The sequence below is a fragment of the Vibrio sp. 1874 genome, from assembly GCF_033344395.1.
Lineage (GTDB): Bacteria > Pseudomonadota > Gammaproteobacteria > Enterobacterales > Vibrionaceae > Vibrio > Vibrio alginolyticus.
In genome coordinates this window covers 30697-51122 of the sequence record NZ_JAWPOR010000016.1, presented here as the reverse complement: position 1 = coordinate 51122, position 20426 = coordinate 30697, and the positions used below count along the sequence as shown (strand labels likewise).

The window sequence follows — 20426 nt, the reverse complement described above, 5'->3', positions numbered from 1 at the left end:
AATGAGCAATCTTGAAAACAAGGCAGAAGCACGCGCTTCCTTTACCGACATTATCCGCAAAAAGCCGGTATTAGAACCATTGGCAGATAGTCAGGTAATGCAGGGGATAAACACCTTCCAAAACCTCGCCTTGGAATATGCCATCCATAAACTCGAACGGGCGGTCCAAGAGGGGTATTTGAGTACTGCCTATAATCGCAGTTCAATTCTAGCGCTTGCTGAAGACCGACAGTACCTACCTCGTAAGGCTGCCCCTAGCCGTGGACAGATCCGTATCAGAAACAAACAGAGCCGAGATCGCAGCGTCATGGCGCATTTCCCTATTGTTTCTGAAGATCAGGTTTACTACATGATTAACGAAAGTGTTCGTGTGGCAGCTGGTGGAGAGGTCGTTGTTGAAGGCTCTCAAGTTAAGCAGCATGAACTATCGTTCGTTGTGGAGAAAGAACAACCCTTCTTAGAGTTTGAGTTTGGGCGCTCTATCAGTGTTAACCTGCATAAGTTCAGAGTATTTGTTGATATGGGAAGTGGCTATGAAGAATGGCTACCTACCAATCGCTTTCGCAACGCTCGCGCTGATAAAGTGTTTGATGAGTTTTACTCGCATACCGATCAGGTAGGGATCCGATTTGGCAACAATATTTTCGGACTTATCCCAGCAAAAGACTCAAAAGTAAAAGTTGAGCTATGGCTAACTGAAGGTGACACAAAGTTAATGCCAAACCAACCACTGACGCCAGTGGATGATGACGCAGAAGACATCGAATTTGAAACTGCCTCCGTCTTTACTGGTGGCGCTGCCAGAGAAGAAACAGATGAGCTACGCCGTAATGCGCTTTATTACCCGCTCTATGACGACAACCATGTTTGGGATGATGATTACCTGTTCTTTATTAAGCGCCACTTTCCTGAAGTGATTTGGGGTAATGTATGGGGAGAGGCAGAGCAAGAGAAAATGGATGGTCAACTAAAGCTGGAGAACGTCAATAAGATCTTTCTTTGTGTTTATGCGCCGAACAATGACGCTATCGGTACCGAGATTGCTGCATACATGAAAGAGAACATTCCCCAATTTAACCGCCGTTACCAGAATGTCCCTGTAGATGCTCAGGCATTTACTGCCAAGATCACTGGCAAGCTTTTACGCAGCGTTACGCTAACCGATGCCGAGAAGTTAATCAGCGATACTCTTTGGAACAACTACGGAAAAGACGCTTCAAAGCGAAAGGCAAAAGCCCTCAAACGCGATCTTTACCGTCTGATGAATAACTTAAACATCTTTGAGAGTGAAGATGACATTGATATTGAAATTCTAGGTAAAGCAGAGCCAGAAAACCTCAAGCAAATGATATACATCAATCTTGAAGCCTCCATGGAGATGCTTGACATAGATTACACAAACAACGCTAAGTTAAGTATTTACTAGATACTGATATAACACCTAATAAATACTCGCCATAGGTAAAAAATCTTTTTGTCGTGGCGGGTTCTTGCCTTAAACCGTACCCTCATTCGAGATTTAGAGTGAGGTTTTCCTGTGGCTGAAAAATGGTTAGTTGAGCGTCTTACAAAGAGCAAACAAGGCTCTCCCCAATGGGTAGCGCTTGCTGAAGCATTGGAAGAATACTGGGATACCTATTTTTTCAGTGAACTCCAAACATTTGAAGATAGTAAAAACATCTTCACTGCCAACGATGAGCATCTAAATAAGAAAATTGCCGAGTTTGGTGATTATTTTGATACTGCCTTGCCCATCGACTCTTCAGGTAAGCGGCTGTCTATTTCTTGGCAGCGAGCCAACATTCATGAAAAAGACACTATCGTTCCTTTCGTGAATGCCTTGTGCGTGAACTTCGCAGGGCTTGGTGTGACATGGGAACCTCTCTACTCCAACCGCAGTCAAGCGTATACCTTAGACAATCTATATACAGAGCAAGAGATCCAACTAAAACAGTGGGAGCTAGATGATTTCTGGATGACCTCTCGGGGCAAGATTGCAGTTGATCTCACACACCTTCATCAATTGGGCATGGCTAAAGAAACTTTTATTGCCATAGCTCAACGAGAAATTGAACGATTACGCCCCTCTCATATCGTGTATGACGGTGAATATTTCATTCTAACCATCAATTTCAACTATGAGCCGTTGGGTTATCACGTTAAGCGCCAGACCATAGCCGAAAAAGGCGGCTGTATGTTCTACCGCTTAACGGCTTCTTTTGATGAGCGACCAGCTGACGTACCTTGGTTAGATGAAAGCCCTTTATATGTCGAGCATGTTCGTGGAGTAACAACCAGCCAAGTTGACTTTTCTCTGGGCAATATTTCATGGTCCCTTGATTTGTTCGTTGATTTGGGCGATCGCCGTGTACCACTTGCGGGGAAAGAAGGCGACGTAATCGGGGCGTTGCAGGAAATATCAACGATTGAGCGTTCTGTTCCTATTGAGCATGGGTTTATGCCTATGGATGGTGGTGCTCTATCAGCCGTCCGTTATCCATGCTTGACGTTCAATATGCACTATCAATTTGATGCGATGCCAGCAGACAGCGTTCCAACAAACGATCCTTTACACGGGCAAAGTCGAATGACGATTAGACCTGTCTGGATGAGTTATCAACTGGGGGCGGATTGGTCCCTTGATTTGTTTGTGAAGACACAAGACGGCACTGCAGCATTATCTGGAAAGGAAGGCGATAAACTTCCGCCATTTAAGCAGCATCGAATCCAGTTACGCTCATTTCAAACGGAAGTGAGCCAGCATGGCTTTATTCAAACGAAGCAAACGCAGTCATCTTGTTCCATCGCTTACAGCGCTCAAGCTGAATGCACGGTCAGAGAGTACCCCTCTTTGCCTTTTGAGTTAAAGCAACCAACAGAGATAAACCAAAATCCATGGCTGGGGTTTGACGAAATCCCAGCTGATTTCGCACCGTTAGACACACCACTTTGGAATTAGCGCTATGTCGACAAACCAACCATGGCAGATTGCAGAGCTACTGCCTCGTTTTTACGAAAAAAATGCTCTCTCAATTGCAGGACTGGCGAAACAGTTCAAGATCGTTAAATTTAAGTTTGGTCATGATCCGTTGCTGGTGGATGACAGCAAAACCCCGCCAGCACTCTCACCATTCAATGCAGCAGAAAACGACATCAAAAACGTTTTCTTTGAAGGGACCATTAATCCTGCAGAAGATGTTGTTTGGGCTAATGGGCGATTACTATTCCGCTGTATCATGCCTGAAAATACCTTATCAGAGCCGAAGCAATACAGCCAAACCGGCTTATATGACGATGACGGGGATCTGGTTGCCGTCAGTATTGATTTGCCAGATTGGGTAACACCTGAAGAGGGCATTAACACACACCCATACGTTAACTTCCCTATTTCCGGAGAGTAATGGATGAATACATACCCACAACAACCAATGGACGACTTGAGAGTAGACACAGCATGGCGTGAAAACTTCTCGGGTGCGTCCATGAACCAAAAGTTACAGGGGTTACTACCTAAAGGGGTTTACTCTGGCTTTTCGGTCAAACCAAAGACGGGGCTAACCGTCGAAGTCTCAGGAAGTGATCAGAATATTGCGGTTCTTGAAGTCGGCACTTATTCACTGACAGCAAGAATGCCAAACAATGTTACCAAGCAGGTAACATTGACTGCAGGTAAAACGCAATATGTGGTGCTCGAAGCACAATATGCACTTCACCAAGCGTCTTCTGTCGGTATTTACGTTCGAGATAGCGTGCCGAGTAACGCTATCATGTTGGCTAAGATTACGCTTCCGTCAGGGGCAACATCTGTCCCTGTAGACAGCATTGAGCAAGCATTGCCATCTAAACCAGTTTCAGCCTCAGATTATGCAGAGCTGGCAGCGTATACCATCGACAATGGACGCCGAACACTAGAACTGCAAGAAGAAGTAAACCAGCTCAAAAAGCACCTTGGTCTGTAATCCTCCTATTTACTCTCTCACACGAGGGAGTAAATTTTCCTGTTGATGCGATCCTACCCCCTGCGCTCTACCATCGAACTGTTAACAACACAATCACAGTGTGGAGCGTTCCCGTGAGTTACTTATCTTTCGATTATGCCCAATTCAACGAAAAGGGACTAAAGAAGGTCATTGATGAATTTAAACGTCAAGATCTCCAAGTCACAAGCGTTGAAGCGGACAACAAAGCCAAACGACAGTCTGGAGTGCAGACTAAAAAAGCCACTCTTCATTTTGCCGATGGTCAGAAGCTCATGCTTCAGGCAACCGCGCAAGGGGCTATTTTCCAAGTACGCCTCAATACAAGAGTGATCCCAATCAAGCATGTTGATGATCTAAAAAAAGCCGTTGCAGAAATTGCCGGCAAGGTCAGTGCAAACAGCAAGCAGTTTCAACAGACATTAAAAAAACGAGCAGCCAGAGCCAGCAGTACGAGTAAAGACTCATCAAGCCGAGCTAAAACATCACTTAAAGCTCAGATAGCACTGGCAAACGCTGATAAGCAAGATTTGGAAGCTTCAGTTGCTGAGAAACGAAAGCAAAAGCAGGCATTAGAAGACGGTTTGCCAGCTAAAGAGCAAAGAAAGTCAGATATCAGCACCCACATTAACCAAGAATATTCTGTTTCAGAGCAACTAGAAGCGGAGCTAAAACAGCTAGAGGAGTCCGCAGCATGAACCCAGTGAAAGGATTAAAAGTTTTTGCCATGCCGGACCCACTGGCAAAAGGCTTTACTCGCTCTCAAATCAAAGAAGCAATGTATCAGCTAACCGCAGATCCAGAACAAGAAGCGTTAATGTTTGAGGTTGAGCCTTTGTCAGTCATGGATGCTGCGTATGTTGAGGGGGAACTCGTTGGCAAGCATGATGGTTTTATTCTGGATGCGGTGACAACCAGTTATGCCTCATTCCCTCGCACAATGAAAGCGTTGGCTAGAGCACTAAACCGAGCCTTATCAAGTAGCAATATTACTGTGACAGATCATGAAGTCGGTGAGCCAAAGAAAAACAACCTCTTCGCTACCGTTGCGGCACAATTTTCGTTAAGTGACGGGCAGGCAGTGAGCGTAGTTTTCCATGCGCCTGACGAAGATCCAAAGGTATTTAAGCCTGATGATGTGGTCATTGCCTTTCGTTGGCTGCTAAACAAGCGAGATATTACTCAGGTTGTCGCCCCTGAAATGAATCAAGGGAAAATGCGTGAAGTATCGCTCTCAACGATTGGAAAGCGCATTGGTAATCTTGCCGGCGCTAACTCAGAAGCGTTCCAAGCGAAGCAAAAAGAAGTCAATGATGCTCGAAATCAATTAGCCAGCCTTCAAGAGTCCTCTAATGCACTGCTTGATGAACTCAATCAACTGACAACTGAAGTTTCACAGTTAGAAACCCGCGATCAAGAGCTTGAACACATGGTTACGGTGAAATCTGAAGAACTCGCCAGCCGTCAAGCGTATAACGATAGCCTACGGGAGAAGATTGCCGCGCTAAAAGCAGCTCAGCCTGAGCCAAAGCCAGAGCAAACCCCAGCACAAGGTGAAGGCGAACCTGCTCCCGAAGAAAATGCGACATTAGAACGGTTTAAGCTGGTTGATTCTGGGCTATTCAATGATGTGGTTTCGTCGATGAGCACGATCGCTGCTATTGCCCGTGGTGAAGAGAAAGGGTTAACTCGCTCACTCTTTGTCAATTCCATTGTTAACAAGCTAAAGACTCGACATAACAATGGGCACTCTGAAGTCGTTGATGCTGCACTAGATTTTATCTCTGAAGCACAGAAAGTCCTCGATAAGCCGATCATTTCAGCTCGAAATAGTGTTTGGTCTTTGCATAGTAATGCCGCTGGCAGCAAGGAAGATAAGGATGAACAAGCTACGCCGGATTCGCCAGAAGCATCATCAACGTCTGCAGATACGCCGTCACCGGAGGCAACAAACACACCGGAAGAGTCCCAAGAAGGGGAAAGTGATGAAATGAAAGATCAATCTATAGGTGATAAGCCTCAAGCAGTACTAACATTAGAAGATATCATTAATGGTGTACATGATGATGTTGCTGCAGATGATGTGCTTGAAATGATAGAAGAAGCCAGCGAAGAGTTAGAAAAATTGGGGCTGGTGGATCAATTCGATGCCCTGATCGGCTCAGCGGTAGAAAAATACGCAGAGCTTGATGAGAAGCAGGAGTAATAAGCATGTTATCTGGTGTAGAAAAGCTCAAACTGGCGAAGGAAATACGCCAGTTGAGAGTGCAAATTAAAAGCGCGTCAATTAAAGGGATAGAGAAGTTGAAAATTGCCAAACAAATAAAGGCTATTCGCGCTCAGATTGTGGGTGGTGCTAAAAAGCTCGCTTCTCGCCTTGATGAACTCATTGGTGGCAAATTTGATCACCTAGAGCCAGTTAAGTTTATCGCTATTGTGCGTGAAATATCAGAAGAGTCGGGCGAATTTGAGTCCGTAAAGCAACCAGTAGTTAACTATGTCGAAAAAAGACTCCCAGCCTAAAAAGAAGGCAGTCATTTCCGCCATACAAGCATCCAGTGAGATAGACGGTCTTAGCGCCGTCTTTCTTGCGGCTTTTGGCGAAATGATAAGTGCCCAAACGCACCAAGCTAAGGCACTAAAACAAAAGCTAATCGACACCGAGGATGATTTAGAAAAATTTCAAGTTTGGCGCGATATTGTCTCGCTGCAAGTTGAGTTGAGCCGATACAATGACAACCGACTAGAATTGATATCAGAGCAGGGTGCTGATCTAAACAGTTTACGACAAGCCTATATTGTTCCTGACGATCTTGATGAACGACAGCGACAATTCTGGCAGCAGCATGGCGAGCAATTTCTCAGCAAAGTAATTGAGCCAGAAAAAGCGCAATTACTTAAAGATGTCGCTCATAACATTAACGAATTGCTGCGTAGTAACCCAGACATCAATAAAAAGATTGAGCGACTTGAAAATGAATACATCTCTCCACTCGCAGAGAAAGCCCGTGGGGTGATCGGTCAAATTCACGAACAAGGGCAAAGTGAAGCTCTAATGTCCGAATTTGAAATGATTCGCTCTGCCATTGAGTCTGCTCACCGGACGCAAATAGACCCTGTGCTTATGGCATCCAGTGAAGAATTAGACCAAACCGCACGACTTCAACTTCAAGCGTTACAAGATCAAAAGAAGCGGATAGGGACAGAGTTGATGTCCAGTGTGTATGACTCCCTGCTTGCACATTCTAGCGTCTCTCAGGAAGAGGCTGACCTCTGGGCTACCCATCAAGAGATCAGTGCGTCTGCTATCGCCAGAATGCGAAAATCAGGCTACCCAGAGTCAGAAGTCCGCCGTGACATGGCAACATATTATCGCTTGCTTAACGGTAGGCTCGATAATGTCCGATTGGTAACAACTGGTAGCAAACGAGCCAGTGCCATAATCAATACCGCGACCATTGATATTGATCATGATTTTGACCGTCGCGCGCTATTTCACGAAATGAGCCACCTACTTGAAGCTGACGAGTCAGTTAAATTAGCCAATCAGCGGTTTATCCAAAAGCGTGCCTCTGGCTCCCCACAACGACTCAGCGAACTGACCAACAACCGATCATACAAAAGTGATGAGATAGCTATCCCAGATAACTTTTATTCACCGTATGTCGGAAAAGTGTATGAGAGTGGCGCGACCGAGGTTGCCTCCATGGGGATCCAGCAATTTTCCTCACTTGAAAGCATGTACGCCTTGTATGACAGTGACGAAGAAATGTTTACGTTAATGGTTGGTATGATGACAGGCGTTAACGATACCCTCATACAACGCCAGAAAAAGCAGCTCGAAAAGCAGGTCCATGGAACAAGTTTTGCCAATGCAGTAAAGAAAGTAATTGCGACACTATCATGGCAAGATGGGCATCGTATGGCTTCTGATGAAGCATGGCAACAAGCATTAACGGGAAAAGGGAAGACTAATGCCCACAATAAAAAGTGGGGATGGACTCGGACGCTTGGAACTTGTCAGCTATTTCCAGCCAAGGCGCCTAGACAGCGCAAGCAAATTTACGGTGTAACTGTGATGAGTGGCAAGCAAGACCAAACCCGACACTTCTTTAGAGAAAGAGTGCAGGCAGAAATATTCATGTATCTTCATGAATTATCAGCACGAGGGATTAAACCACTTCCCCAAAGCGCCTTTTATCTAGCCTGCAACAATCAAGCACCCGACTGGTATCAATCAGATACTGAACTACCACTAATTTAATACTTACATTCCGGCTCCAAGTACGATACGGAGCCGGTTTTTTATTCGCACCCTAAAATTCTTGTCATACCTTCTACCACACTCAATCGAATGCGAGCTAGGGAGAGTTCCAGCTTCGCTTTCTCTAGGCTTTCTTCAGCCAGCTCTTTGGCTGTCGGTAAAACCTTAGCCTCACTGTGCAATACAGGTAGATCCGCTTGTGTAAAGAAATCCAACACGTAAGGCTGAAATAGCTCGACTGGTGGCGTTGAATATCCTTGATGGACTGCTCGCTCATAAATCCGCTCAAACTGATCTGGATTTGCGTGCTTACAGTAAGTCAGGAAGCGATCACGCATCGTTCGGTCTGCAACACTAATCATGACAGCAGCATCATGAATACGCGCCCCGAGAAAGATTGACAGGACCGCCTTTCGTGTTTCTTCGTTGTATGGGAAGTTAGCCTTATCCCCACACGGAATAAATTCTTGCTTGCCTCCTTTTTGCTGGTGGCTGGTGGCATTTGCTTCGCTCTTGCGTCCTTCTGATTCCAGATATCTTGTCCCAAAATCCGTATTTTCAATGTGGGCTAAAACTGTATGGATGTAATCACCTAGCACTACATATTTCTCCTTCTAGGTCGAATTTGAACTAACGTCAGTTACATACTGTTTATTTATACAGTATTTTTAATCTTTTTTATATAATTCAAAGACTCAGTAAGGGCGAGTATGCATAAACATACTTATGGTGTATGTAGACAAAAGTGTCCACAAATCTAGCGTATCCTGAATGAATCGCTCTTGGTGATAAGTCGAAATGATGAGTGGCTGGATAATAAAGTACGAAGTTCTGACACGCTGTAACCAGTCTTATCACGGATACGAGCTTTGAGAGATCGCACGGTAGATGGCGTAATCCCTAGTCTTTCTGCGGATTCTTTGTCAGACAATCCCATTTTTTTACAAAATACGAGACGAGATTCCGCCATGCTAAGAGGAGTGGAAAGGTCAGCAAAGTCAGGCAGCTTTACATGTCTAGAATCCATAGGACGGAAAAAATCATTTATCAAAAAAGCGATCCCGATCAAATTTCCGCTTAGGTCAATTAGGGGGTATTTCTGAGTTTCAACAGTATGCAATTTGATACTGTCTCCGAAAAAGTAGTCGCAATCTGCAAAAATCATCGCCTGACGCTCTTCCATAATGAGGCGATCTTGCATGTCGTAGCTCTTGGCTGTCTCATGACGAACGCAGGATGGCATTTCTTCAAGTCGCTTACCGTAAAAGCTATACCCACAAGGTAAATCCACCAACTCCCTATAATGGCAGTTCATTATGAGAAATTCTGAATTAAGCCCTTTAATGCCGGCAGGACCAGGATATCGCATCAATTCAGCAATCAGACAATCACACAGCACGAACTGTCCCGCATGAATCCCATAATGAATGGACGTGTCCTTTCGTGGGTAACACCGTTGGCATAGATGCTTATTCTTCTTTAAGCAGTCTTTATACTTATTTGCGGTCATTCCGTCCTCTACATATCTATTCGACCGCCAACTGAAAGCGTAATTTATACGTTAATTATTATGTTAATTTTTATTGTAGACCACCTTTTGACAATTTTATGTGGATGCCTGTATTCATTGAGCTTGTTACCCTCCCGATGAACATTAATGTTTGCCCATCAAAAGGAGGATGGCGAACCTCCCGCCATACGCTGAATGTACAGATTCTTAATAACAACCCCTTTTAAATCAGAAGTTTCCATTCTGATTGACTCTCACTGGGAACAAAAAGCAACCGTCGAAATGGATGGCACAGCCGAAGATCAGACGATGATAAAAAATTTCATCCGTTTTCATGGCATGACCCCAGACGGACGAATTGCTCAGCTTCCAGAAATGGCACCAATGAGTGCTCATTACTCGTTCACCACTAAAGCCGCGATTGAACAAGGTTTTTCTATTGCGTTTATTGAAGGTGAGCAAAAACCGTACCCACACCGTGATGTTGTGTTTGATAGCGCGGAAGATGAAGAACCATCCTTCACGACCAAACCACAATCATTCAAGCTGCAGGACCGTTATCAGTTCCAAGGTTTACCGATTTCCATTGAAAACAAGGCAGGCACTAAACGTTCAGGTGTAGACCCTGATGGTAGCGAATGGGCAGTGTCAATGCATTATGACTACGGGTACATAAGATCGACCAAAGGAACCGATCAGGAAGGTATTGATTGTTATGTAGGTCCGAACCGAAAAGCCGATCACGTTTACATCGTGAAGCAACATGCGATCGAAAAAATCAAACAATGGTCATCAAAATACTGCCCTCAATGTAAGGAGCACGTTCAAGACTGCGCTTGTCCTGAGTTTTTTGACGAAGACAAGGTAATGCTAGGCTTTGACAACAAAGAGCAAGCCCGAACCGCTTATCTAAAGCAGTATGATTCTGATCTGTTCTTGGGACCGATCTCTACAATGCGCATTGAAGACTTCAAAAAAGCGATCGCTGAAGCTGATGGAGAGGAATTAGACTTACCATTACAGTTTGTGCATGACCATGCTGTGCTTGATAGCGCGACAGATGAACAGGTGCAAGCTCTATTGGCAGCTAAAGATATCAATGAGTTAGAAGCTACTTTCAACCAGATATTCCAGCCTATCGCATTTGCTGGCGATCGTGAGTTTGGTCTAAAAGCCAGTGGCGTAAAAACCCGAGAAGCGATCAACAACAAAGTAAAAGCGATCGTTGATCGTATTAAAGCGTCAAATTGGGACACAAGCACGCTCACAGCGGAAGATTATGATCTGCTTGTTCAATACTCAGGGCGTGGCGGTCTGAGTGAAAATAGCCAATACGAATATTACACTCCAACCTACATTGCAGAAGGGTGCTGGGAGCTGTTGAGTGCGAATGGGTTTGATAACGGCAACGTGTTAGAGCCATCTGCCGGCGCTGGTGTATTTAATGCCACTAAGCATCAAGGCGTTAAAATGACAGCAACGGAAATCGATCCGATCAGTTCTGCCGTGAATAAAATTCTTCACCCTGAAGATAATGTTTTCAATCAATCGTTTGAAAAGATGGCGGTTGAATCACCTGACAACCACTTTGATTCTGTAATTGGCAACATACCTTTTGGCAGTGCCCGTGGTGCGTCTGCTCACGATGACCCTGATCATAAAAGTGAAAAGCTCATTGAGCGTTACTTTATTAACCGCCTTATCGACAAAGTAAAGCCTAGTGGATTACTTGTTCTCGTTGTGCCTGTGAATATTGTGCGCGAACGTGGAAAAGTATGGCAAAAATGGCGAGCCAAGATCAGCAAAAAAGCTGAGTTCCTTGGTGCTCACAAGCTCCCAAGCAAAACATTTGGCAAACAAGGTACCGGTGTTGTTACAGATATTATCGTCTTACGTAAACACTCCAAGAATGCCGCAGAGAAAATCGCTCAACTACCAATGGAGCAGTTACAAGCGGCAAATGTACTATGGGACACTTTCTTAGAAGGTAAGTGGTGGGAGCGTGACGGTAAACCTTTTATTCATGGGAAATTTGTTCCAAAAGATGCCAGTAAAGTACGTGACGACGACAAAGTGATCCGTGATGCGAGTGTTACAGATGTCGCCCTCAAGCGTAAGCTGGCGGCAAAATTCCATTCTCGCATTGACTGGGAAGCCCTAGATACAGCTGAGCCAGCCATTAAGAACTACGTGGAAGGTGATCGCCGTGTTATTGATGAGCGCACGTATGAGTTCACTCGTGGCAACTGGGAGCCTGTTGATGCATTACAAACGACCACTGATATTGATGAAAGTAAATACGGTGTGGCGTCTTTGGAGGCGCTTCAGGGGCTACTTGAAAGTAATCATGGTTTAATGTCGCTCTCAGTGAAGCAGGCATTTGCTGCAATGAAAGCATGGGGACATTTGTTTTCTAAGCCTCAAAAGCAAGCTATTGAATTTGCCATGACGCAACCAAGCGATGAGTATCGAGAGCAAATCTTCCGAGGTTCATTAATAGGTGCTGATCTAGCTCGCTTCCAAAATGATACTAATCAGGATAATTGGAATGCCACTGAACAAATGCGTTTGCAAGAGCTGGTGGCAAACGAAATCAACAAGTATGGACACCCTAAACAGAACAAGGGGCTGATTCTAGCAGGTGAACGCTCTCGCTATTTTGGCGTTTTTTCTAATGCTATGGACGAAAATGGTGATTATTCAACCTTATTAACTGGTGAAGTCAGCACAAAAGGTCTGGCGTTTGATGATACAAATCCACATGCAATTGTGGAGCATCTGTATCTACGTGAAGGCATGATGCACATTACGCTAGAAGACATTCAGCAACTCTATAAAGGCAAGACCCCAATTCAATCATTGTCTGACTTGGCAGATGATAAAAACCTCGCTATTCATCCCGATGGTCTGGTTATGCCAATGAGCCGCTTTTGCTCCGGCGATGTTTACCAAAAAGTGCTTACTCTTAGTCATGCACTCAATGTCGAAACCGATCCAAAACTTAAAGCCAAGTACCAGCAGCAACTGGAAGAAATAGAGCAGCGCCGATACAAAACACAGCCGGAAAATATCGCATTTTCAATGCGCCACAAGTGGATTGACCGCCAGTATGTGTTGGAATTTATGCATGAGAAAGGGTACTCAAACTTAGATTACCTCGTCGATAAAAAGCAGGTTGCGACGGACGATGACACTGGCGGCAGTTTTGTTGAAAACGTGAAAGTGCGTGATACCAGCTCTCCATTTGGTGAGTTTGTTGGTTATGAAGACAATCAAGGCTTCAATAAGCAGCTTAATAGCTGGCTAAATGGCGGCAACGTCACTAGCTCAAAACAAGAGTATATCGAAGAGTACAAAGAGCGCGTTGCGCGTTTGGATGAAGAGTTCCGCTTATGGATGCAGCAGCACAAAGATATTGATGATCTGGCGGAGCTGTACAACCAGAAGTTTAACTCTTACATCCCATTTGAACATTCTGATGCCGATTTAGGTTTAGAAGGTGTTAGCGCCATGGTTAAACCTCATGGCTACCAATGTTCCGCTGTACGCCGCTTGTCAGAAGATGGCTCTGGTATTCTTGGGTTTGATGTTGGTCTTGGTAAGACATTTAGCGCCTTAGCGCTTGCGGCTTACAACAAGCAAATGGGGCGAGCCAATAAAACCTTAATTGTCGTGCCTAACTCTGTTTTAGCGAACTGGTACCACGAAGCGAAGATGTTTCATGGCAATCTGGATAATGCGCTGTTTGTCGGATTTAAACCAAAGTTAGACAAAGACGGGCAAATTCAGCGTGAAGCCGTAAAAGATGAGAAAGGAAACCCAAAGAAAAACAAGCATACAGGTGACGTCGAATATCAAGACATCCTAATCAAAGAATCTGCCGAAGAAGTCTTTGACAAGATGCACCAAATTCCCCAGACCTCAAAATCGTTAGTTGTCATGACATTTGAAAAGTATAAAGAAATTCAAATGCGTCCAGTCAACAAGCATAAGTATGCCGACAAGTGGGTAGAGAAATCGCTAATTTCGGACCAGATGGCAGCAAGTACGGTCGCTGGTGATGACTTCAGTCTTGGTAAGGGCAAAGACAAGATCAGCTATAAAGAAGCGGTTCGTCGTGAAGCCTTGCAACAACGCTTCCTTGAAGACGGCGGTCACAAGAAAGGTGAGTACCCATATTTTGAAGATATGGGCTTCCAATCAGTGATCATTGATGAAGCACATGCATTTAAGAACAGTTTTAAAGCCGGTGACAAAACGGCAAATATTGCATACTTGCCAAACCCGACTGAATCACAACGTGCTATCGACATGGCAATGAAGATGGCATATCTACGTGATCAAAACGAAGGTCGTGGACCTGTTCTTTTATCTGCGACACCAGTAACCAACTCTCCCCTTGAGATTTTCAATATGCTTTCTCTGGTATTACCCGTTGAAGAGTTTGAAAAGTTTGGTGTTTATACTGCAGATGATTTTGTTCGTGTGTTCGGCAAGGTTGAAACCGTTGAGAAAATGACGGTAAAAGGTGAAATCGTACAAAAGGATGGATTAGTCGGCTTCCAAAACTTAGATGGATTACGAAACCTATTCCACCGTTACACCTTAATGCGTAACGCAGAAGACGTAAGCTTAGCGCTACCAGATGCCCCTGAAACTCATGAAAGTGTCGACATGACCGCAGATCAAGAATCGGCATATGAGTCATTACGTGAAGAAGCAAAAGAAGCCAGCAAGCCGGCTCGCCAGCGTAGTGCGAATGCTCGCGCTCTATTCGCTGTTATGCGAGACATGGATAAGGTGACAACAGACATGGATCTGTTCAACCAGACCATGACCTTTACTTTCCCAGCGTCAAAAGCCAAAGCGGTTGATCAGCTTATCGCTGCCCTTCCTGCATCTATCGAAGCAGAGCGCATCGAACAAACTGAAGATGGCGAAGAGGTTAAACGAAAAGTCTCTATTGAGCTGGATTATCAACGAAAGGACGAGTCCGACTCTATTGTGCTGGTGGTTCCTGATGTGTACGAACAGGCTGTACTTGACCGTTTAAATGATGCGGCTATCAAGCCTGCCGACGTAAGCCATCCATTAACGCCTAAGTATGCGAAGCTGGTCGCTAACTTAAAAGCGGAGTTAGAAGTTAAAGGTAAGCAAATTATCTTTACAGAGGAAAAAACTCAGCACCATAAGTTAAAGCGAATCATCGTTAACCAGCTTGGTCTGGATGAAAAGCAGATCGGCATTATCAATGGCTCTGATGCCGCAGGGGCAAAGCTTCAACGAATTGCTGATGCTTACAATGCCGGTGATATTAAAATCGTTATCTGTAACAAAAAAGCTGAAGTCGGTGTAAACCTACAAAAAGGGACCAGTGCAATTCACCATCTAACATTGCCATGGACACCTGCCTCTATTCAGCAACGCAATGGACGAGGGGTAAGACAAGGGAATACAGCATCAAAAGTAAGCCTGTACTACTACCTTGGTAAAGGCTCGTTTGATGGCTACCGCCTTGATCTACTCAATAAGAAAAAGAGTTGGATGCGAGATTTGTTCAATGGAACAGAATCAGAAGCAGTCAATGGCAATGCGATAGATAACGATGACTACCTAGACATGTTTGAAGCCGATCCTGAAGCAGCCAAAGCTAAACGAATGGAACGCTTAGCCCAAAAACAAGCAGAGCGTAAGCGTAAGTCTGATTTGAAATGCGCTGTAGACCTGTCTCAAGTAATTGGCTTACGCAGTCAGTTAGCCAGCTGGGAAGCGGATAAAGCTGAAGACTACAATCGACTGGTTGAGCGTAAAGACAAAGCTCAAGCATCGCTTTCTCGCATTAAAGAAAAAGGAGAAGATAGTAGCAAAGCAGAACAAGCATTGGCTCGAATTAACAAATCCCTTCAAGATCATGATGCGAAATGGGAAGAAGATAAAGCCAAGCTTGAATCTCGACTATCACAACGGATGACGTTCCTAAAGCAAAAAGCGAGTGCTGGCGAACTTCCGTTTGACAGTGCGATTATCGAAAACCCTGAAAATGCCATTGTTGCTCGTGACGGTTCGGTGCTTACGGTTGGCACTTATTTTGAAACGGATTTCGGGGCAATTCTTCGCATTGAACAGGTTGAACAATCTTCACGCTCAGTGCATTACTCTGTGCCTGTTGGGGATGTTTCCTATTATTGGTGGGGGCGCCGCAATGGGGAGTTCATGAAAGCGGATTTAGACTCCATGCCAGACGGATTAAAGCATGTTTCTTTGTCAGATGATGAGGTAAGGGTGAAACAGATTTTATCTATCACTTATACCTACAACACGCTATCAAAACTGAAAAAAGATCAGTTTGTAAAATACCGTGATGACATCAAGCTGCAGGGTTACGGTAACTTCCTATTCCGAGTCAATGGAGAGCTTACTCTCGCCAGCGCAGATCAGCATCCAACAGAAATGTTGGTTTACCCTGACGTCAGTGACAACGCTTTGAAGCGTGAGATTGCATTGCATTACTTAAAACTTCGCAGAGAAGATAAGCCAATGTATGCATGGCGAGAAGTTGTAAAGCCATTCTTTGGTGACTTTTATGATCAAGAAATTGCGGAATACGGACAAAAAGCCTCACAAGCCGATGTCCTAGCAGCGTGTGATAAGGCTTGGATGGACTATCAACCAACGCTCTTAGAAGGCATTCAATTGTCCTCTTCGTTAAAAGGACTGCCAGCAGCAGTAGCTAAGCACCAAGCATACCGTCTGGCTCGTCAGGACTTCCAAGAATCTGCAGAAGATAAAGCTGCAGAGCTTGGGGATAACCGAATGGAAATTAATCGTTGGGTGAGAGAGTTCATTTCAGGGCTTGAAAGCAAGCTACTTGATGAGGCAGAAACCGCGAAACGTCAGGCTGCCGACGCTGAACTTGAAGAGCTAAAAAAGAACCCAGCCTTTAAAGAGCTACCAGCGGAAGTGAAAAAAGGATTTGAAGATATCGGTGTTACTGCGCGATATAACTACAAAGATGTTTCTATTCCTCGTAATGGTCGATACCGCGCTCGCTCATTGTCAGCATTTCAGTATTTCTTCTTGAAAGATGAAAATGGTAAAGCCGGTAAGCTGTTTGCTGCTAAAGATATCCTTAAAAACCGCTTTGGTGCTAAGTTCTGTACCGCAGAGGGTGATTGGGATGGCAGCTGGTGGTATTTCCCTGTGAGCGTTGATGTTAAGGAGGTGTTTGAGATTATCGCCTAACACCTAACAGGTATCAGATAAATACTTATTTAACACTTGTAGGGTATCTGCTATATTGTAGGTACCCTATGGCAAGGAATTACGACCATGAAAATAAAAATCCCAACACAAGCAGAACTTCAGCCTCTTTATGATGAAGCAACGGAAGGGCAGACTGAAGAACAGTGGATGGAAACCTTTCTTTCAGCTGTAGCAAAGATGCTGCGTAAAAATCCACTTTGGTACCGTGCATATGGCATCTATTGGTGGGGTATAAAACAAATGCTTATTGAGCGAGAGCTGGTATCGTCTGATTTTATTGATGCTGAATGGTTAGAGAAAATTCATTATGAAAAACCTGCCTATCTTTTGCTCGCAGGCTTTGCTTACCATGACGAACGTCAAGACATCGGAGCGTTAGAAGATGATACGCATGTCATTGAGTTTGAAGATGGCGCCATAGACAGCTACATCCTAATCGACGAAGACTTTGAATTAGTCGCCGTCGCCAATGCTATTGCTTAAAGCGCAATGAAATAAAGGGTATCAATACGATACCCTTTAAATACTTACAAGATACCCGCCAAGCCCCACTCAAACAAATCTGTGTTGATGCACCTCTAACCACTGCTCGTTACTCTCTCGATGTTAATTAACAGGCGAGAGAATCATGGCTGAGAAAAAAAAGAGGTGGTGGCAACAACTCTCACAAATGTTCCAAGGTCAGCAAGACGATGACCATAGCGGTCATTTAGAGCTGGCAGAATCAGGTTTCGACTATGAGGATGCAGGCAAGCTTGATGATTTACTAGGCAAAGAGGGAGCTAACTCTGAGTCAGAAACCGAAAAGCTGATTGAGCCGTTCCCTCGCAATCGTCGTGCTGGTTATTTGAGATATGAAGAAATGGCAGTCGATCCGACTATCGACAGCGCCCTAAAGATGCATGTTGCCAATGCTCTGTCTGCCAAAACCGACACTCAAGAAATTTTGTTTATTGCCTCCACCAAAGAAGGGGAGGGAGACAAAATTGTTAAGGACCTGCGAAACACTATCGGTCGCTGGTTAAACGAAAATGCCGAAGCAATAGCTTTTCAAGCCGCTAAATACGGTCTGAGTTATGTGCGTCCCTATATCGAGCCACAAAAAGGGATCACTCACATTCGATTTGACCACTATACACATCCTGCTCATATCCGTTGCTATGAGCGAGCAGGATTATTGTGTGGCTACACTTCAAAATACCAACGAAGCCTTGAGAAGAAAGGGCTTGTTGAGCTTATGGAGCCGTGGAAATTTATCCAATTTAAAATCCCTAAATGGGACGGTCACGGCAGCACGCTTATTGAACCTGTGCGTTTAAACCCATTGGCATTTGATATTAATGATGATGACTACCTGAATGAAGAGCCGGTCGAAACACAGGACTACGGTTCCAGTCTGTTACGCTCAGCTTATGATCCATGGGTTGATTTAAATGAAGCCATATTGTCACTCAACTCAGCACGTAAGAACGCTGCGAAGCGAGATCGATTCATCACAATCCAGACCGGTAAGAAAAACCCAACTCTAGCAGCTCAGTATTACAACACCATTTTGGGGGCGTTAAAGCGAAAGTTGAACCTGTCGGCTAAGCGCTCAGCTAAACGTGGGCATATTTCAACAATAGATAACCACATTCTGCCAGTTACCGCTGACGGCTCAGGTCAAGTAAACATTCAAACCGAGCAGTCGGATGTCAATATTAGCCATATCGAAGACGTAAACTTTCATGTCAATCGTCTGTGTAGTGCGCTAGGCGTGGATAAATCACTCGTTGGCTTTACTGAAGATATGAGTGGTGGTCTTGGTGAGGGTGGCTGGTGGACGCAATCTATGGTTGCTGCAATCAAGGCTAATCTAATCCGCCGAGCGATCAAGGCTGGTGCAGAAAAGCTCTGTGAAATCCATGTGTTGATGAAATGGGGCAAGGTTTACACGGAAACAGACAAACCATGGCGTATCGAGTTTAACAGCTTAAATAACGTATTAGAACGTGAAGAAGCGACGGCGAGGGAGTCAAGAATTAACTTCGCAACGTCAGTTGTTACGCTAATGCAAATGCTCGATCCCGAACTCAACAAGTTCAACTTTAAACAGACTTCAAACTGGCTCTTTACTGATGTTTTGCGTGTGAGTGAAGAAACATTTAAGCAACTGATAGAGGCTGCGAAAGATGGTGATCAGGATGAAGTCGACAAGGTTCTGGACTCGGTTTCCGATCCAGATAGCCATAATCAACTGAAAACCATGATTTACAGCTGCATTGCAGAGCTGATGGGAGAGGAAAATGTCTAAAAAAATCCTGCAAAGTATTACCTGTACATTCAATATTTTTGATACAGGTAGAAAGTATACGGGCAAACAACGTGGGTACATTCTTGATAACGTCAAGTCGGTGCTGACAGCGCCTGAAGTGGAAGAGCGTTTGCGTTTACGAGAATTGGTGGGGTATGTCTCACATGGTCTTCGTGAAATGGCTGGCAAGCTTACTCTGGGGGAAACTTTACCCGTTCACTTGCCTAATGGACAAATGACCGTTGTTAACGCTATTCCTGCCTGTGTGACCGTAGGTTTGTCTATTGATGACGATGGCAACCTAACTCACACCCAAGAAGTATTGGACAATGACGAAGGGCGTAAGCTTCTTGGGTTACACAACTCTCGTATTGGTGGTTTTTCGTGGGCTTGTGGTGGTGGCAAAGTTGGGGGCAACACACTTATTAATGGGTTTTATGGTTTTGATTATGTACATAACCCGTTATTCGCTGGCAACCGTGGCTATGTGTTGGATTCTGCATCTGCAGAAGATGAATTTGATCGCCAAGCGGTCCTCGATAATCTAACCAGTGCCGGCGTACCTGAAGATGAGCGAGAAATGGTATTGGATTCGTTCAATGCATCCATGGCGTTTGAGTCGGCTCATTTCAAAGGCATGTTGCTTGATGCTCAGCAGGTAATTGCAGATCAAGATGAGAAAGCCCAAGAGCTTCAACAACTTTTGGACAGTGTCACTGAAGAAACAGAAACGCTGAAATCTGAAAAGACAAATCGTGAGCAGTTCTTTAAACAACTACAAGAGCGTAGCCATGTTGCGATAACTGATCAGGTTCTTGATGCATTGATTAATGCTGACAGTGAAGAAAGCATGGAAACCATTATGCAAATGATTATGGATACCGCCAATATCAGCACTCAGCACCTACCAATAGCAGGGCATAAAAAAACGTTTGTTAAGCAATCAACAGAAACAGACGAGAGAGGCGATAAGAACGATCCATTTAGCATCAATGCTTCTATGGACGCAGGCTTTTACGATTAACGCCTTGCTAGACCTTTAGCTGGCGAAGCCAGCAAATAATCAATAATGATTTAGGAACTTTGTTCCTATGTTATCAGGATGGTTATTAGTTTAAA

At 44.5% G+C, this 20426-nt stretch carries 14 protein-coding genes; 12 read left to right on the top strand and 2 right to left on the bottom strand.

Features of this window, described 5'->3' with window-relative positions:
- Nucleotide 1 precedes the first annotated feature (1 nt).
- The 8 genes from R8N46_RS20640 (at nucleotide 2) to R8N46_RS20605 (ending at nucleotide 8241) form a co-directional block, all read left to right on the top strand.
- Nucleotides 2-1426 carry a lipopolysaccharide biosynthesis protein BplA gene (locus R8N46_RS20640; protein WP_318098529.1) on the top strand — a complete coding sequence of 475 codons (1425 nt, stop codon included), beginning with the start codon at nucleotides 2-4 and terminating at the stop codon, nucleotides 1424-1426.
- Nucleotides 1427-1537: 111 nt separating this feature from the next.
- Nucleotides 1538-2959 (top strand): hypothetical protein, encoded by a 1422-nt coding sequence (locus R8N46_RS20635; protein WP_318098528.1) that lies wholly within the window; start codon nucleotides 1538-1540, stop codon nucleotides 2957-2959.
- 4 nt (nucleotides 2960-2963) lie between these two features.
- Nucleotides 2964-3401: a hypothetical protein gene (locus R8N46_RS20630; protein ID WP_103412207.1), complete on the top strand. Its 438-nt coding sequence runs from the start codon at nucleotides 2964-2966 to the stop codon at nucleotides 3399-3401.
- 3 nt (nucleotides 3402-3404) lie between these two features.
- Entirely contained in the window at nucleotides 3405-3959 is a 555-nt protein-coding gene (locus R8N46_RS20625; protein ID WP_103412208.1) for a hypothetical protein, read from the top strand.
- Nucleotides 3960-4072: 113 nt separating this feature from the next.
- Nucleotides 4073-4675, top strand: coding sequence for a hypothetical protein (locus tag R8N46_RS20620; protein ID WP_164368816.1), 603 nt, complete (start codon nucleotides 4073-4075; stop codon nucleotides 4673-4675).
- A complete protein-coding gene (locus R8N46_RS20615) occupies nucleotides 4672-6183 on the top strand; it encodes a hypothetical protein (RefSeq protein ID WP_318098527.1) in 1512 nt (503 codons plus the stop codon). Before R8N46_RS20620 ends, R8N46_RS20615 begins: the two co-directional genes overlap by 4 nt.
- A gap of 5 nt (nucleotides 6184-6188) precedes the next feature.
- Entirely contained in the window at nucleotides 6189-6500 is a 312-nt protein-coding gene (locus R8N46_RS20610) for a hypothetical protein (RefSeq protein ID WP_110097063.1), read from the top strand.
- Nucleotides 6475-8241, top strand: coding sequence for a hypothetical protein (locus R8N46_RS20605; RefSeq protein WP_318098526.1), 1767 nt, complete (start codon nucleotides 6475-6477; stop codon nucleotides 8239-8241). Before R8N46_RS20610 ends, R8N46_RS20605 begins: the two co-directional genes overlap by 26 nt.
- Before the next feature lie 41 nt (nucleotides 8242-8282).
- Here the strand turns inward: R8N46_RS20605 and R8N46_RS20600 are convergent, their stop codons facing one another.
- Together R8N46_RS20600 and R8N46_RS20595 are read right to left on the bottom strand one after the other, a co-directional pair.
- Nucleotides 8283-8840 (bottom strand): hypothetical protein, encoded by a 558-nt coding sequence (locus tag R8N46_RS20600; protein ID WP_318098525.1) that lies wholly within the window; start codon nucleotides 8838-8840, stop codon nucleotides 8283-8285.
- Nucleotides 8841-8998: 158 nt separating this feature from the next.
- Nucleotides 8999-9751 carry a hypothetical protein gene (locus R8N46_RS20595; protein ID WP_103412213.1) on the bottom strand — a complete coding sequence of 251 codons (753 nt, stop codon included), beginning with the start codon at nucleotides 9749-9751 and terminating at the stop codon, nucleotides 8999-9001.
- Nucleotides 9752-10060: 309 nt separating this feature from the next.
- On the opposite strand from R8N46_RS20595, the gene R8N46_RS20590 reads away from it, so the two are divergent.
- The 4 genes from R8N46_RS20590 (at nucleotide 10061) to R8N46_RS20575 (ending at nucleotide 20331) form a co-directional block, all read left to right on the top strand.
- On the top strand, nucleotides 10061-16993 hold the full coding sequence (locus R8N46_RS20590; RefSeq protein ID WP_318098524.1) for an SNF2-related protein: 6933 nt from the start codon (nucleotides 10061-10063) through the stop codon (nucleotides 16991-16993).
- An 87-nt stretch (nucleotides 16994-17080) separates the two neighbouring features.
- A complete protein-coding gene (locus R8N46_RS20585; protein WP_103412215.1) occupies nucleotides 17081-17497 on the top strand; it encodes a hypothetical protein in 417 nt (138 codons plus the stop codon).
- Between the two features lie 145 nt (nucleotides 17498-17642).
- The gene (locus tag R8N46_RS20580) at nucleotides 17643-19307 is read left to right on the top strand and encodes a portal protein (protein WP_103412216.1); all 1665 of its coding nucleotides are present in this window, start codon (nucleotides 17643-17645) and stop codon (nucleotides 19305-19307) included.
- The gene (locus R8N46_RS20575) at nucleotides 19300-20331 is read left to right on the top strand and encodes a hypothetical protein (RefSeq protein WP_318098523.1); all 1032 of its coding nucleotides are present in this window, start codon (nucleotides 19300-19302) and stop codon (nucleotides 20329-20331) included. Before R8N46_RS20580 ends, R8N46_RS20575 begins: the two co-directional genes overlap by 8 nt.
- Nucleotides 20332-20426 lie beyond the last annotated feature (95 nt).